Raw genomic sequence first — 15,695 nt, forward strand, 5'->3', positions numbered from 1 at the left:
TAAAGGATAACTAATATTGAATAAATACAACAAAAAAGCTTTATTTTACATAATAAGAGGATGTGTATACGATGTCATTACAGACTAAATATATAGCGGGTATTTCGCTTGGGGTTATGGGTGTCGGCTTTGCGGCTTCTATCCCTTTTCAAGGAACGGTAGCAGGAGAGATTATACAAGGGGGATTTGAAGCTGGATTGGTTGGTGGACTTGCGGATTGGTTTGCGGTTACTGCTTTATTCCGTCATCCGATGGGAATACCAATTCCGCATACAGCTTTGTTACCTAAAAATCGTAAACGAGTAACGAAAGGGCTCATTCATACGTTAGAAAATGAATGGCTGACGAAAGAAAGTATTACGAATAAAGTAAAAGAGATGCAGTTAGCACAAATGGTACTGCAAATTGCTGAGAGAGAAATGCAGTCTGATGCTGTGAAAAAGGGGATTGTAACGATTGCAGAGAAAGCAATTGTTACAATAGATACAGAAAAGTTAGCTGTTATTATTGAAAAAGAATTAAAAACATATTTGCATACAATTAATACAAGTAACATTTTACAAGTGCTTGTTGATCAATTAGTTGTGCAAGAATATGATGAAAAGACACTTGATTACATATTAGTGAAGGTAAAAGATTGGACAGCGCAAGATGAAGCTCGTTACCAGCTCGGTAGCTTAGGTATGAAGGCAATGGAAAATATAAAAGTAGATGGATTCTTGCAGTTTACTTTGAAATCATTTATGAATATTGTAGATGAAGATAAAATTGGCGGCATTTTGCAGAAGTTTATCATTAGTAATATTAACAGCTTACAAGAGGCTGATAATAGCACAAGACAACTTATATTAGCGAAGATTCGTCAAGAAATTATCAATGTAAAAGAAAATGAAGCCTTATTAAAGGAATTAGAAAATTGGAAAGAAAAGTGGATTGCGAATTGGAATGCTACTGACAAAATAAAAGAGATGCTAGAGCAAGTACAACAAAGAGCAGTTGCTTTTGTAAATAATGAAGAATTTGCTGATAAATATGTTATTCCATTTTTACAAAAACAAATGAATAAAATAAAAGAAGATGAACAGACAGTTCAAAAAATAGAAGATTGGTTACAAAAACAAGTTGTAAGTCTTGTTGAGAAGAACCATTCGAAAATTGGTAAGCTTGTACAAGAAAACCTTGATAAGTTAGATGATAAAACGTTAATCGAAATGATTGAAAATAACGTCGGTAAAGATTTACAGTGGATTCGAGTAAACGGGGCTGTTTGCGGATTTATGATTGGATTAGTGTTAGAAGGAATTAAAGCAATTATATGAGAAAAACCTTCCGCAATTGCGGAAGGTTTTTTTATTTTTCAATAACACTCATATTCAAATTATAAGCTTTCTCAATATTTAACTTGTACGTCCCATTTCCAGTTTTAATCGAATTTTTATACCAATGTTCTTGGTTGTTTAATTCTGGATGTTCTTCTGAAGAAGTATTTTCGTTTTTCGTTAAATCTTCTACTTGTTCCCAAGGTGAGCTTCCATGTGTTTCTTTTTGATTCGTTACTGCTGTTAAAGATACATCACTTTCTTTTGCAAGATGGACAGACACTCTTGAGCTTTCCTGTACAAACCAATTATTTTGTAATTGACCTGGATAAAGAGATAGTTCGTTATTTGAAGCACGGATTTCCACATTTTTATTTTGTGGAAGAACAAGCGTTGGTTTCACCTGTGGTGCTGAATTAAATAACGTATGCTGAACAGGTAATGATTTTAAAGTGATATACATCGTTTCTCCAGCCGTTTGAACTGAAAGGAAATCATCTCGTTTTAAATTGAGTTTTTCATTTGCTTTCGTTGTCATTTCATAAGTTCCCAAAAGATGAATTTGATTTGTATTATTTCCCTCTATCGTTAGAGGTTGATGTCCTGCATCTACTACGATTTTTTTGATAGATTCAGGTATATCAAATTGTCCGTCTGGAATATTACTCGTTTGCCTCGTTGTGTTAATAGAGTGACGAACTTCTTCTAGTAATCCAGTTGATAATAAACAGTAAAAAGCAATTCCGACGCTTCCTAAAACGCCGATAAAGAAAATACTAAAAATATCATATTTAATAAATGATTGTTCCTTCTTAGAAAATAGAAGGTATAGTAAAACTTCGGCTCCAAGTATGATAAGTAAAACTGGCCACCATGCAGTTAGTGTATCTAATACTTGAATTCCTTTTATGACTGAAAATAGTAAAAAGCATCCTAACGATATAATAGAAAGCCCCATTGAGAATGTTCCAACACGCCAAGTCCTCATTCGCTTGTCCCACCTTTGTTTTCTTTATTTCCAAGTAACAATTTAAAGCCGCCGCCAATTAAAAGGAGCGCAACGATAGATGTTTGGAAATAGCGATAATATAGTTCACTAAGATGAATATTAAATATAGTTGCAAAATAATCATTCAAAATAGGAAGGACTGTTTGATTTAATAAATAATAACCACCGAGTGTAATTAATCCGATACCGATCCATCTTTGATGATTTATAAAATAATCGATAATGGGTTCGTCTTGAACTCGTTCTTTTCCGTATTTTGCTGTTTGCTGTAACGCATCAAAAAAGCTATAGAACCAAATGATTGGTACTAAAAACAAAAATGCAGAAAGTCTTAATAAGTCGAGTAAATAAATAGATAGTAAGAAGGCTGCCATAAGCTGAAGACCACGGCGTTGTAAGCCTAAATACATATGACCTGCTCCAGGGAACATCGCTAAAATAGAAGCAAATGTTTTACTTTTCTTTCCCTGCTCTTGATGTTCTTCAAAATCTTCGAAAATAGTACGGTCAATTAATTGCTCGTCGCGTTCTTTTTTCTGTAGTTGCTGAACAACGTCAAAGAAATTATAAATCCATAAAACAGGTAACGTAATAAGGAAGATAAGGAAACTTCCTTGAGATGTTAATAAAGTCACAAATATAATCATGCTGCCTAAGCCAGCGCAAGCGACTAAAAACGTAAGACCGCGTTGCATAAGTCCTAATTGGAAATGGCCAAGTCCAGGGATGATAGATAGGAGAATGATATAAAATCGTTCGCTCTCTTTAGAGGAATTTATCAATTCTCCAGCTTCTTGTTTTTTCGTTTGTTTTATAATGGTGATAACTAAATCTAGTAAGTTAATTGCCCATAGAACGGCTAGTAAAAATAGAGAAAGAAAAGCAATATCACGTTCTCTTACTACTATGGTACAAAATACTGCAAAGGAGAATAGAAATAAAGATCCTCCGCTATATAAAATAAACCGTCCTAGCTTTTTTAAGTATAAATGTCCAAGCCCAGGAATTAGCCCTAATACAAGTGCTAAAAAGGGGTTTTTATTCATGCTTTGAACCTCCGTCCTTTTTTGGTGTGTCTACCGATTTGTTTACAATTTGTTGTGAGATAGAAGACTCGTTATGTTTTGAAGATTTCTCGAAATTTGATGTCGCTGTAAAAATATATTGGAATAAACCACTTACCATAAAAATAATTGTAGCCGCAGTCGCAATTATGTAGTGAATAATGGTGCGCTTTAGTGAGTTTGTTTTTATATTTTCGTTAGGCTGTAGCGTTTCAAAATCAATTTGCGTTATAACTTCGTTCATAAATGAATCATCATTTATCATTGGAAGGTTTTCCTGTTGTTCATCGATACTTTCCATATAAAGTGCTAAACAATGATCACATTCATAAAGGTGTTCTTCCATAGATTCACGTTCATTGCTTTCTATAAAATCTAGAGTATAATTGCGCCAATCTTCTTTTGAATAATGTGTCATAGAAACTCTTCCTCCTTCCAATGTTTTTTAATCCATTTTCTTGCCCGATACAGTTTCATTTCGACTGTTTTCACTTCAATATTTTCCTGTAAAGCAATTTCTTGATAGCTTTTTTCTTCTAAGTAATGTGAGAGAACAACGTCACGATAATTTTCGGGAAGTTCTCTCAGTTTTTGAGCAATGAGTAATTTTTGCTCTTTCGTCAATAATAAAGCCTCAATATTATGAGAGGACTGTATATTTTCCTCAGTTTCTTTACATAAGGAGAGTTCTTCGTTTTCTCTAGCTTTCTTTCTCTTATAATCAATAGCGTGATTGGTGGCAATACGAGTCATCCATGTTTTTAATCCACGAAATTGATAATTTGGGAGAGAGGCGTGAATTTTTACGAATACTTCTTGTGTAACATCTTTCGCATCTTCTTCATGTCTTAAAATAGAAAAGATAACTTGGAAAATATAGTGACGATATGTTTGCACAAGGACACGAAAAGCATGTTCGCTTCCTTGCTGTGCTTTTTCAATTAATAGTTTTTCCTCAATCGGTCTCTCCCTCCTTTTTGACGCATTCTATTATATAGACGTAAAGAATGATAAGTCACCCTACACATGTTGTAAAAAAAGAATAATATATTTTTAGAAAGGAGGCTATATGAAAAAAAGGTGTGAAAAAATGGTAAAAAGGAGTATATAATGAGCAAGTAGGAAATGTTACGGGAAGAAAGGATGTGAATGTTAGTAGGGGAAGGTCCATACTAACAAGCATGAAAATAAAAATATTAATAGCAGATGATAATTCTTTTATTAGAGAAGGCATGAAAATTATTTTAAATACATATGAAGAGTTCGAAGTGGTAGATACAGTAAATGATGGGAAAGAAGCAGTGGACTATTGCCAAAAGAACGACGTTGATATCGCTCTTTTAGATGTTCGTATGCCAAACATGAATGGGGTAGACGCGACGAAATTCATTTGTGAAGAGACGAAAACGAAACCGCTAATTTTAACGACGTTCGATGATGACGAATATATTTTGGATGCAGTAAAAAACGGAGCGAAAGGTTATTTATTAAAAAATAATGATCCAGAGCGTATTCGTGATGCGATAAAAGGGGTATATAACGGACAAACTGTTATGCAAGATGTAGTGCTTAATAAAATTAAGTGCAACTTAATGGAAAGCAAAGAGGACGAATGTAAAATAGATACAAGTCTTTTTACAGAAAGAGAACTTAGTATTATCGCGTTAATTGCGAAAGGTTTCTCGAATAAAGAAATTTCAAAACAACTTTTCATATCAGAAGGAACGATTGCAAATTATATTACGTCAGTTTTAGGGAAAACTGGACTTGAACATCGTACACAAATTGCGATTTATTATTTAACAGGGAAAGTAGAGTAGTGATATGGAATTTTGGCTAACTGTAAGTAAATTAATTGTCTTTTTATATATTGTGTTTAGTTATATTTACGCAAATGTAGTAAATTTACCTTGGGTTATATTTACTTTACTTATTTACCTCTCTGTAAACGTGCTGATTTCTATATTTAAAAAAGATACGTACAAAAACATATTAACTTCTCTGTCAATTGGCGTAGTTATGTTCTTTACATGGAGGATTCATCCATTTTTTATTTTGCTTTTACCTTTGAACTTATACGAAATTACATTCCATTATATAGAAAAGAATTGGCCACGTTTTGTCGTTATGATGCTCCCAATTACGATTGCAGATGAAAGTATTCGAATGACTTATGGATTAATTGTTGCATTTTCTTTTCTCGTTTTAACTATTGCAGAGCGATATATATCGCGTGTAGTAAAGCTTGAATCGCAAAATGATAAGATGCGAAAAGATATGCAGCGGCTGACGAAAAGCTTACATGAAAATAAAGAGTACATAAAGCAATCAGAGTACACATTTAAATTAGAAGAGAGAAATCGGTTGTCACAAGAAATTCATGATAAAATTGGCCACTCAATGACAGGGGCGCTAATTCAAATGGAAGCAGCAAAGAGGTTAATGGAAATAGATAAAGAAAAATCTGCGGAGTTATTACAAAATGCAATTCACATTTCAAAAGATGGAATTGAAAGTATTCGCATTACATTAAAAAATATGAAGCCACCAACTGAGCAAATTGGTATTCATCGTATGAAATTATTCATAGAGGAATTTGCCGGTAAGAATGATATGAATATTCCTTTTGTGTACAAAGGGAACTTAGATATGATTTCTCCCATTCAGTGGAAAATTATCGGTGAGAATGTTACAGAAGCACTAACAAATGCAATGAAATATGCTGATGCGACAGTTATTTCTATAGATATTCATGTGCTTAACAAGATGGTTAAGGTGCAAGTGAAGGATAACGGAAAAGGGGTGGCTCTTGTTAAAAAAGGTCTCGGTATTATGGGGATGGAGGAGCGAACGGCGTCTGTAAACGGAAAAATTATTGTAGATGGAACAAGTGGTTTTTCAGTAACGATGTTGTTGCCAATATAAAGAGAATGGTACGAGGATGAACCATCTCATATGAAAAAAGTGAATATTCTCATGTGAAAAGAATGAACTTCTGCACTGAGCAGGTTCATTCTTTTTGTTTATACTAAAAGCAGAGAAACCGAAATAGGGGTGAAAATGATGAATACATTAGAAATTAAAAATTTAACGAAAAAATTTGGTGATTTCATCGCAGTTGATAATATGTCTTTATCTATTAAAGAAGGAGAAATATTTGGCTTTTTAGGATCAAATGGTGCTGGTAAAAGTACAACGATAAATATGATCGCTGGGTTGTTAAGAAGTAATGAAGGTGAAATTAGCATACTAGGAAAAAATATAAAGAAACATAATCGATTTGCGAAAATGAATATCGGTATTGTTCCGCAAGATATTGCGATTTATGAAGAGTTAACTGCCTATGAAAATGTGAAATTCTTTGCTGGATTGTACGGATTACGAGGAGCCGAATTAAAAGCTAGGGTAGAGGAAGCTCTTCAATTTGTAGGACTTAGTGATAAACAGAAAAGCTATCCGAAGAACTTTTCTGGTGGGATGAAGCGAAGACTGAATATCGCTTGTGCAATTGCTCATAGACCGAAGTTAATTATTATGGATGAGCCGACAGTTGGAATTGATCCACAGTCAAGAAACTACATTTTGCAGTCAGTACGCAAATTAAATGAAATGGGAAGTACAATTATTTATACGAGTCACTACATGGAAGAGGTAGAAGAGATTTGTACGAAAATAGCGATAGTAGATCACGGTAAAGTAATTGCAGAAGGTACGAAAGAACAGTTAAAAGCAATTATTACTGACACGAAAGATATTTGGATTGAAGTGAAATCGGTAGAGAATTTAGATGTAGAAAAATTAAAAGAGATAAACGGTGTGAAAGCAGTTCAAATTGAAGAAAACGTAATTAAAGTGAATTCTGATGCGGGATTAAATAATTTAAATAAAATCATTCAACACTGTATCAATCATGATATTGAAATTCGTTCATTAGAGGAGCAGGCTCCCAACTTAGAAACAGTATTCCTTACATTGACGGGAAGAAACTTACGAGATAAATAAAAAGTAAATGAAGAAAAGGTAAAGGGAGGTTCATCAATTGAACATCTTCAATATTGCAATTATGCATATTAAAAGAGATTTCAGAGATGTAAGAACTTTAGTTTTTATGTTAGCATTTCCGATTGTGCTTATGCTTGTGTTAGGAACAGCGTTAACCAACGCATTTAATAGTGATAGTCATTCGATTAAAGATATACAAGTGCTATATAAAGATGAAGCGAGTAGCACGTTTTCTCAATCATTTGAAGCATTTACGAAAGAAGTGGATAAATCAGGTATTCATTTTAAAAAAGCTTCCGGCAGTATAGATGGGAAAGAAGAAGTGAAGCAAAATAAATATGCCGCTTATGTAGAGTTAAATAAAGATGGTGCAAAATTTTATGGGAGTGACAAAAGTAGTATTGAGGGAAGTATTGTGGAAGGAATGCTTACAACATTTGTTGATAAGTACAATGTAGCGGTCGAAGTTGCAAAAGTAGATCCTACTAAGGTTAGTACGGTTATTTCAAACGGAAATCATAATGATTATATAAAAGAAACATCTTTACAAGCTACGAAAAAACCAGGTTCCATGGATTACTATGCGGTTGTAATGACAACGATGATTGCATTATATGCTGCAATGGGAGCGAGTTCTTTAATTCGAGGAGAACGCATACGTAAAACAGGAGATCGTCTCATTGCTGCACCTATAAGTAAAGCTGAAATATTTATTGGAAAAGTACTTGGTAGCCTAGTAGCAAACGCCCTTTGTGTATTACTTGTCATGTTATTTAGTAAATTTGTATTTCAAGCGAATTGGGGCGACCACCTTGGAATCATATTTATTATTTTATTAACACAAGTCTTTCTAGCAATTAGCTTTGGTTTAGGGATCGGGTATATTACGAAAACAGCTGAATCATCGAGAGCAATTATTCTTGTTGTTATACAGTTAGCTTCTATTTTTGGTGGTGCATACTTCGTAGTAGAAGAAAATTTCATTACGAACTTATCACCATTAACGTGGGCAAACACAGCTGTCATGAAAATTATTTATGCAAACGATGTAGGAGCGGTACTGCCAGTAATATGTTTAAATCTTGGGATTTCAGCACTCTTTTTATTAATTGCAATTATTGCATTACGTAGACGGGAGGGGCTATAGTATGAAAGATATTTTATGGCTCATACAAAAAACGCTATCTGTCCTTTTGAAAAATAAAAAAGGGTTATTCATTATTATTAGTTTACCGATAATCGGAACACTCATCTCTTTTTCGATATACGGAAATGCGGGGCAAGGCACGTTAAATATCGGGATTGTAAATAAGGAAAATGAGCCGATAGCAAATGATACGATAAAGTTTTTAGAAGGATTAAATCATGTGAAAGTGAGTAAGGTTAAGGAGTCGGAAGTAGAAGATAAACTCACTTCCAAAAAACTTGATGGAGTTATTACATTACATTCTGGTTTTTCAAAAAGTGTTCGAGAAGGGAAACCAGATCATATTGAAATTGCATCGATTAAAGGTGATCAAGTAACAGCATTTATAAAATCATATTTATATAACTATATTGATAATGTAGTAGCTATTAGTAAAGTAGCAGGAACAGATCAAAGTACATTTGATACTATGTACGCAGGCTATCAAAAAAGTGCATTTAAGATGAAAACTGCAACGCTAGAAGATACTTCGAAAAATAAAGATATGACAAATCAAACGATGGGTTACCTTATTATGTTTATGCTGTTTTCAGCAGCGAACTTATCAGGTTCTATTTTAAAAGAAAAAGAAAATAGAACGTACTTTAGACTCTTATCAACACCGATAGATGGGAAGAGATTTATATTATCTAATGTCGGAGTAAATATGATGATGCTAACAGTACAAATTCTAATTACAATCCTATTCCTAACGAATGTTTTTCATACGAATATCAATATGCCTTTCATAGTGATGATTGGCGTACTCATGCTATTTGCTTTAATAGCGATTGGAATATCGTTAGTCCTTGTCGCTTTTTCGAAAAACTCAGCATCGGCAAATACGATGCAAAATCTGGTCATTGTACCAACTTGTTTACTTGCCGGATGTTATTTTCCATATGACATTATGCCAAAAGCGGTACAAAAAGTAGCTGATTTCCTTCCGCAGCGTTGGTTGCTAGACACGATAGCAAAACTACAGCAAGGAATTCCATTTTCAGAGTTGTATGTAAACATTTTAATCTTATTCGCCTTTGCGGTAGCATTCTTCTTAATTGCTATTTATAAGTTTGGAAGAAATAATGATGCGAGAAACTTTGTTTAATATGAAAAGGGTGTGACGTTAAGTCACATCCTTTTTTGTATGAAGCATGAAATCTGGATTTGAATGCCAAAATAGAAGGATGGAAAGAAAAATGAGCGAAAGGAAATCAAAATGATTAAAAAAATATTACGAATTACTTCTATTATTATTGCTATTTTCGCTTTTATTTTAATTTGTATGCATATTGATGTTACTTTAGGTAGGAAAATGGAAACTGGGAAAAACATGCCAACAGAGTATGCACCTCATTATAGTGATTTTCAATTATATGTAGAAGGAAAGTCATTTTATAAACGGTTATTTACTGATATAAAAGAAGCGAAACAATCTATTTACACTTATTTTTTTATTTTATCGGATGATAAAAGCAGTCATACTTTTTTAAACTTATTAAAAGAAAAGGCAAGAGAAGGAGTAAACGTATATTTATCTGTCGATTTACTTAACGATTTATCATTTGAAAGAAAGATGAAAAAAGAATTACAGAAAAATGGTGTGCATTTTACATATAGTAGAAAACAGGAATTACCATTCGGGTTTTATTCCCTTCATCATCGTAATCATCGCCGCATTACAACGATTGATGGAGAGATTGGTTATACAGGTGGTTTTAATATAGGGGATGAGTACTTAGGGAAAGATAAACACTTTGGGTACTGGAGAGACTATCATGTACGGATAAAAGGAGAAGGTGCAAAAGATTTAGAGGAACAATTTGCTTTGGATTGGAAACGAGATACGAAAGAAGATATAAAGAGAAGTACGAATAAAGCTAGTAAAGGGAATACATTACATACTATGGTTAGTTATAATGGGCATCACGTCGCTGAAAAATATATAGATCTTATAAAACAAGCTCAGCACTCCATTGTAATTGCAACGCCGTATTTTATAGCGAAAAATAAAGAATCCATGAATGCTTTAATCGCAGCACAAAAGCGTGGTGTTACAGTAAAAATACTTTGGTCATATAAACCAGATCTACCTCTTATAAAAGAAGCGGCGTATCCATACATACGTCAAGCTGTTAATAATGGGATTACTGTATATGGTTATAAAAAAGGAATGTTCCATGGTAAATTAATGCTTATTGATAATGAATTAACCGTTATTGGTACAACAAACTTTACTTCGCGTAGCTTCAATATAAATGATGAAATGAATTTTTATATTTATGGTGGTCCTATTGTAGGACAAGTTAATAAGACGTTAGCAGAGGATTTTCATGATTCGAAAGAAATGACGAAAGAGTTTTTTGAGAAGTTATCTTTTTGGGAGGGTTGTAAGGAGAAAGTGGCGGGATTGGTTGACTTCTATTTGTGATGATGAATTAGGAAAGGGTGCCTACAAAAGGCACCCTTTTTTGGTGGGAAATCATTATTTTTCATGCACCAGCATCGTAACATCACCATTAATCAACGTCCCCACATGTTCGCCTAAACATATTTTCTTCATGACACCAGGCTCATCAAAGTTAAAGACGTGTGCTGGTAAATTGTAGTCCCGGGCAAGCAGTAATGCCGCTTGATCCATGACTTGTATATTTTGTCTAACGACATCATTATAGTTTAGTTTGCTGTACATTTTTGCTGCTTTATTATGTTTTGGATCACTAGTAAAGACGCCATCTACTCCTTGTTTTGCGACTAATATTGCGTCACTATTCATTTCAATGGCCCTTTGAACACTTGGATAATCTGTCGTAACGAATGGTTGCCCGTTACCACCTCCAAAAATAACGATATACCCGTTATCTAAATGGTGGACTGCACGTAGGCGAATGTATGGTTCAGCTACAGCATTAAACGGGATGGAAGTCATAACGCGCACTTCTTTATTTGTTTTACTTGTTAAAACGCCGCGTAGCATTAAGCTGTTAATGATTGTACCTAACGTCCCGATATTGTCAGCTTCTACACGATCGATTCCCCATTCTTCCGCTAGATGACCTCTAAAAATGTTCCCGCCTCCAATGACGATAGATACCTCAATACCTAAATCAACGATGGATAAAATTTCGTTTGCGATATGTTCTAATCGTTTGGAGTTAAAGCTATTTCCGGTTTGATCGGCAAGTGCACCGCCGCTTAATTTAATTAAGACACGTTTATATGGTCTCATAACAATTCCCCCTATATAGATCGCAGTCAACTCCCCCCACTGAGATAAAGCCTTTCAGTGGGGCTTGAGTTCGAACACTAGGTCTTTTCGTCTATCGCTAGACAGTTTGACGCTCTAGCATTCATGCTACCTTATGGTAACACCCCGAGTCTGTTTTTGGTTGGTACTGACAACGAACGATTGTTTTCCCACTTGCATCACCCTTTCGAAAAAGAGCAGTTCTCCCTTATGGAAGAAGCCACCACTCAGATGAATCCGGCGTGTGCTACAAGCCCCGACAAGTCGCGTACACATGGATGGTTGACGCACCCACTAAGCTATGCACAAAGCAATAGCCTTACGTTTTTGCACTTCTAATAGAATCGGCGTTTTCACTTTGAGATTGCCATCCAATTCTACAACTCCTGACTTTTTCAATGTATTCAGCGCACCATTAATATCGGCATGGATACATGTTCCTGCTTTACTTTGATACAGACCACGCGTAATTCGTTTGCCGCTAAAGCGATATTGCGTCTTATCATCCTTAGACCAAACTGGAACCGGATCCTTATCAAGAAAACTAGCTTTTGAAGTATAGCTTTCTTCTTGTTTGAAAAAGCGAATGCCTTCTTTTACACATTTATTCTCAATCGCTGCAATCAATTTCTGAAATGGGATTTGAACAAACTTTTGATTATTCTTTTTCCCCATATGAGAGTTTTGTTTCCAACCAGCGTTATACCCTACAACAATCGTATCTATATCGAATTCTTTCACTTTTTTGAACAACAGACCTACTGTTTGTGCAATATAACCGTTTATTTGTCTTTCTCGTTTATGCCAAAGTGCGGCCATTTTATTCGTTACAATACGTTTTGAAATTCCATTGTCCATATTTTTCTGCCCTAGATTACATATCATTTTGTTGAAGTATTGATTTATGGATTTTAGTTTTTTCCCATCCATTAAGAAGGCATCACCTGTATTGGTTACGCAACTTAACAATCTGTCTACACCTAAATCGCAACTCAAAGCGTTACTAGTGGTCGTAGGTGGTTTCTTCATTTGAGAAACGTGCATTTCATATGTATAATGCACCTCAAAGAACCGACCTTTTTGCTTTGGTACAATCTCAATGTAGGAGATGTTTTTATTTCTTAAGTTTTTTGGCATACGTATTTTAATAGAACCGAATTTTTTTCTGAATGCAACATTCATCGGAATCATCCAATACCCGTTCTCATCCACTTTTGGCACTTGATAGATTTCAATAATTCGTTTGTCAGTGGAACGAGAATAATTCGGAAACTTAGGACGCCCTGTGAACTGCTCAGTTTTTTTCTTCCACTGTTCCAACGCTTTAAAAAAGCTCTTCACTTCTGTAAACAAGGCTCTACGAATCGCTTGAACCGAATTTGATTGAATGCCCCAGTAATTCATATCGGCTTGCATGGCAGTATCCACTTCTCTTATAGTAGCCATTTTATTATGATTCAAGTAACTTTGTTTAATCGTGTACAATCCAACATTTCGCAATGCTTTTGAACTATGTGACATGCGTTGCAGTAAGCGGAATTCTTTAGCAGTCAAGCAAGTTCGCCCAATATTTTGTTTTTGAGTGAATCGTTGTATGATTTCTCTTTTCTTTTGTTTACGTAATACTTTCACTGCTTTCTTTCTGGCCATTGTTTTCACCGTCTTTCTTAGAGGACTCATTAAAAATTTTTTAACAAATCCATATTTGGAACGAAATGAAACAACATGCGAACATGTTCTTCATCGTAATTCCTTTTGACTCAAGTAGCTGAATGATAAGCATTATCCAATTTCGTTGTCTTACAATCTATTCCCTCCTCTCCTTATCTACGCAGATTATATCGTAAGACAAAAAAACAAACATTCGCACTCAAAAAATTATTATGAGCGAAACAAAAGAGTTCAGCCTACCTTCTGACGGCAATTCATCTCCACCTGAATTGTTGAGTTTCACCCGTAACACAAATCGGAGGGAGTCTTCTTGCCGAAAAGGATAAAAAAAGGAACAAAGGCGAATGCCTTTGTTCCTTTTTAAGAAAATGAAAAAGAAAAGAAGAAGATAGGACGAATTGCTTTGTATAGTTTTTCATAATATCCACTCCTTTTCATTTTGATTTGTTTTAAGTATATATCTTTTTGATTATACGAAACAATCTGATTACTTATCAAGTTTATTTTATCGTTTTTTAACAAAATGGTGTCAATGAAAAAAAGAAGAAAAATATTTGAATTTTTTGTGACGAACTTGTAGGTTTTTGTATGATTTTGTAGGTTCGCTTATAAGATGTGTGAGTAGCTTTTATAAATTCAAATTGAAAGCGTTCGCATGAGGGGGATGAACATAAATGAAAAAATTCGGATTGGCAACACAAATTTTTGTCGCGCTTGTTTTAGGGATTGTAGTAGGGGCAGTCTTTTATGGCAATAAAACGGCGATTTCTTATATCACACCAATTGGGGATATATTTATTCACTTAATTAAGATGATTGTAGTACCAATTGTTATTTCAGCATTAATTGTTGCAGTAGCTGGTGTAGGAGATATGAAGAAGCTTGGGAAACTGGGTGGTAAGACAATTCTTTATTTCGAAATTATTACGACGATTGCTATTTTAATGGGATTACTTGCAGCGAATATATTCCAACCAGGTACTGGTGTTGATATGAGTAATTTACAGCAAAGTGATATTTCTTCTTATAAACAAACTGCAGATGCAACAGAGAAGAAAGGTTTTGCTGAGACAATTGTTCACATTGTACCGAAAAACGTATTTGAATCGATTGTACAAGGTGACCTATTACCGATTATATTCTTCTCAGTATTGTTCGGCTTAGGAGTTGCGGCAATTGGAGAAAAAGGAAAGCCTGTTTTTAACTTTTTTGAAGGCGTACTCGAAGCCATGTTTTGGGTTACAAATCAAGTTATGAAATTTGCACCATTTGGTGTATTCGCATTAATTGCCGTTACGGTTGCAAAATTTGGTGTAGCGACATTACTTCCGCTAGGAAAACTAGTGCTAGCTGTATACGTAACTGTTATACTATTCGTTGTGATTGTATTAGGTATTAATGCACGAATGGTTGGAGTAAACATTTTTACATTAATGAAAATTTTAAAAGAAGAATTGATTCTTTCGTTTACGACAGCAAGTTCAGAAGCTGTTTTACCTAATATAATGAGAAAAATGGAAGAGTTCGGTTGTCCAAAGGCAGTTGCCTCTTTCGTAATTCCGACAGGTTATACATTTAACTTGACTGGATCGGCTATTTATCAAGCGTTAGCGGCATTGTTTGTTGCACAAATGTACGGTGTGCACATGTCACTAACGGAGCAAATAACGTTATTATTCGTTCTCATGTTAACATCCAAAGGTATGGCGGGAGTTCCAGGTGCATCGTTCGTTGTTGTATTAGCAACGTTAGGTTCGATGGGGCTACCACTAGAAGGTATCGCGTTAATTGCGGGAATTGACCGCATTTTAGATATGATTCGCTCATCTGTCAATGTATTAGGAAATGCATTAGCGGCCATTGTTATGTCGAAGTGGGAAGGCGAATTCGATAATGAGAAAGCAAAACAATATGTAGAAACAGTCAAAGAAACAAAAGCAGCATAAGAAATCGTTAAGGAGTGAATAATCATGGCAACATTAACTGAAGTTAAAAATGGTGTTCGAATTGAAAAAGATTTTTTAGGTGAAAAAGAAGTACCAAACTATGCATACTACGGCGTACAAACAATGCGTGCAGTTGAAAACTTCCCAATCACAGGATACAAAATCCATGAAGGCTTAATTAGAGCGTTCGCAATTGTAAAAAAAGCAGCAGCGCTTGCGAATACAGATGTAGGAAGATTGGAATTGAACAA

General features: G+C 34.6%; 14 protein-coding genes and 1 pseudogene. 9 read left to right on the forward strand and 6 right to left on the reverse strand.

Annotation, left to right across the window (positions count from 1 at the left end):
- The first annotated feature begins 71 nt into the window (after positions 1-71).
- On the forward strand, positions 72-1,319 hold the full coding sequence (locus tag ACS2QP_RS09935) for a DUF445 domain-containing protein (protein ID WP_063536068.1): 1,248 nt from the start codon (positions 72-74) through the stop codon (positions 1,317-1,319).
- Positions 1,320-1,350: 31 nt separating this feature from the next.
- Here the strand turns inward: ACS2QP_RS09935 and exsE are convergent, their stop codons facing one another.
- The 4 genes from exsE to ACS2QP_RS09955 are packed head-to-tail and all read right to left on the reverse strand — an operon-like array spanning position 1,351 to position 4,289.
- A complete protein-coding gene (gene exsE / locus ACS2QP_RS09940; protein WP_438882384.1) occupies positions 1,351-2,307 on the reverse strand; it encodes an exosporium protein ExsE in 957 nt (318 codons plus the stop codon).
- A complete protein-coding gene (locus ACS2QP_RS09945) occupies positions 2,304-3,374 on the reverse strand; it encodes a hypothetical protein (RefSeq protein ID WP_001039112.1) in 1,071 nt (356 codons plus the stop codon). The genes exsE and ACS2QP_RS09945 overlap by 4 nt, the downstream gene beginning before the upstream one ends.
- Positions 3,367-3,810, reverse strand: coding sequence for a hypothetical protein (locus ACS2QP_RS09950; protein WP_438882385.1), 444 nt, complete (start codon positions 3,808-3,810; stop codon positions 3,367-3,369). Before ACS2QP_RS09950 ends, ACS2QP_RS09945 begins: the two co-directional genes overlap by 8 nt.
- Positions 3,807-4,289 carry an RNA polymerase sigma factor gene (locus tag ACS2QP_RS09955; protein WP_017673970.1) on the reverse strand — a complete coding sequence of 161 codons (483 nt, stop codon included), beginning with the start codon at positions 4,287-4,289 and terminating at the stop codon, positions 3,807-3,809. Before ACS2QP_RS09955 ends, ACS2QP_RS09950 begins: the two co-directional genes overlap by 4 nt.
- 284 nt (positions 4,290-4,573) lie before the next feature.
- Here ACS2QP_RS09955 and ACS2QP_RS09960 point away from each other — a divergent pair, with 284 nt between their 5' ends.
- The 6 genes from ACS2QP_RS09960 to ACS2QP_RS09985 all read left to right on the forward strand — a co-directional run bounded on the left by ACS2QP_RS09960 (position 4,574) and on the right by ACS2QP_RS09985 (position 11,011).
- Positions 4,574-5,212 (forward strand): response regulator, encoded by a 639-nt coding sequence (locus ACS2QP_RS09960; RefSeq protein ID WP_438882395.1) that lies wholly within the window; start codon positions 4,574-4,576, stop codon positions 5,210-5,212.
- Between the two features lie 4 nt (positions 5,213-5,216).
- Positions 5,217-6,317: a sensor histidine kinase gene (locus ACS2QP_RS09965; RefSeq protein ID WP_438882386.1), complete on the forward strand. Its 1,101-nt coding sequence runs from the start codon at positions 5,217-5,219 to the stop codon at positions 6,315-6,317.
- A gap of 138 nt (positions 6,318-6,455) precedes the next feature.
- Entirely contained in the window at positions 6,456-7,394 is a 939-nt protein-coding gene (locus ACS2QP_RS09970; protein WP_001093818.1) for an ABC transporter ATP-binding protein, read from the forward strand.
- Positions 7,395-7,431: 37 nt separating this feature from the next.
- On the forward strand, positions 7,432-8,541 hold the full coding sequence (locus tag ACS2QP_RS09975; RefSeq protein ID WP_153580825.1) for an ABC transporter permease: 1,110 nt from the start codon (positions 7,432-7,434) through the stop codon (positions 8,539-8,541).
- 1 nt (position 8,542) lies between these two features.
- Positions 8,543-9,688 carry an ABC transporter permease gene (locus ACS2QP_RS09980; RefSeq protein WP_153580824.1) on the forward strand — a complete coding sequence of 382 codons (1,146 nt, stop codon included), beginning with the start codon at positions 8,543-8,545 and terminating at the stop codon, positions 9,686-9,688.
- A gap of 111 nt (positions 9,689-9,799) precedes the next feature.
- Positions 9,800-11,011, forward strand: coding sequence for a phospholipase D-like domain-containing protein (locus ACS2QP_RS09985; protein WP_438882387.1), 1,212 nt, complete (start codon positions 9,800-9,802; stop codon positions 11,009-11,011).
- A gap of 54 nt (positions 11,012-11,065) precedes the next feature.
- Here ACS2QP_RS09985 and pyrH read toward each other — a convergent pair whose 3' ends face one another.
- Positions 11,066-11,809, reverse strand: a complete 744-nt coding sequence (gene pyrH / locus ACS2QP_RS09990; RefSeq protein WP_001248051.1) for a UMP kinase — start codon at positions 11,807-11,809, stop codon at positions 11,066-11,068.
- 312 nt (positions 11,810-12,121) lie between these two features.
- Positions 12,122-13,477 (reverse strand): RNA-guided endonuclease TnpB family protein, encoded by a 1,356-nt coding sequence (locus ACS2QP_RS09995; RefSeq protein WP_438882388.1) that lies wholly within the window; start codon positions 13,475-13,477, stop codon positions 12,122-12,124.
- Between the two features lie 695 nt (positions 13,478-14,172).
- Between ACS2QP_RS09995 and ACS2QP_RS10000 the strand changes: the two genes are divergently transcribed.
- Together ACS2QP_RS10000 and ACS2QP_RS10005 are read left to right on the forward strand one after the other, a co-directional pair.
- Positions 14,173-15,444, forward strand: a complete 1,272-nt coding sequence (locus ACS2QP_RS10000) for a cation:dicarboxylate symporter family transporter (protein ID WP_438882389.1) — start codon at positions 14,173-14,175, stop codon at positions 15,442-15,444.
- Between the two features lie 24 nt (positions 15,445-15,468).
- Positions 15,469-15,695 (forward strand): annotated as a pseudogene (locus ACS2QP_RS10005) (lyase family protein); the annotation flags it as partial.

The organism is Bacillus cereus group sp. Bce019 (genome assembly GCF_051781745.1).
Taxonomy (GTDB): domain Bacteria; phylum Bacillota; class Bacilli; order Bacillales; family Bacillaceae_G; genus Bacillus_A; species Bacillus_A cereus.

Excerpts from the sequence above, each read along its gene's own strand:
- ACS2QP_RS09935 (WP_063536068.1), top strand. The coding sequence starts at position 72 with ATGTCATTACAGACTAAATATATAGCGGGTATTTCGCTTGGGGTTATG.
- exsE (WP_438882384.1), bottom strand. The coding sequence starts at position 2,307 with ATGAGGACTTGGCGTGTTGGAACATTCTCAATGGGGCTTTCTATTATA.
- ACS2QP_RS09945 (WP_001039112.1), bottom strand. The coding sequence starts at position 3,374 with ATGAATAAAAACCCCTTTTTAGCACTTGTATTAGGGCTAATTCCTGGG.
- ACS2QP_RS09950 (WP_438882385.1), bottom strand. The coding sequence starts at position 3,810 with ATGACACATTATTCAAAAGAAGATTGGCGCAATTATACTCTAGATTTT.
- ACS2QP_RS09960 (WP_438882395.1), top strand. The coding sequence starts at position 4,574 with ATGAAAATAAAAATATTAATAGCAGATGATAATTCTTTTATTAGAGAA.
- ACS2QP_RS09965 (WP_438882386.1), top strand. The coding sequence starts at position 5,217 with ATGGAATTTTGGCTAACTGTAAGTAAATTAATTGTCTTTTTATATATT.
- ACS2QP_RS09970 (WP_001093818.1), top strand. The coding sequence starts at position 6,456 with ATGAATACATTAGAAATTAAAAATTTAACGAAAAAATTTGGTGATTTC.
- ACS2QP_RS09980 (WP_153580824.1), top strand. The coding sequence starts at position 8,543 with ATGAAAGATATTTTATGGCTCATACAAAAAACGCTATCTGTCCTTTTG.
- ACS2QP_RS09985 (WP_438882387.1), top strand. The coding sequence starts at position 9,800 with ATGATTAAAAAAATATTACGAATTACTTCTATTATTATTGCTATTTTC.
- pyrH (WP_001248051.1), bottom strand. The coding sequence starts at position 11,809 with ATGAGACCATATAAACGTGTCTTAATTAAATTAAGCGGCGGTGCACTT.
- ACS2QP_RS09995 (WP_438882388.1), bottom strand. The coding sequence starts at position 13,477 with ATGGCCAGAAAGAAAGCAGTGAAAGTATTACGTAAACAAAAGAAAAGA.
- ACS2QP_RS10000 (WP_438882389.1), top strand. The coding sequence starts at position 14,173 with ATGAAAAAATTCGGATTGGCAACACAAATTTTTGTCGCGCTTGTTTTA.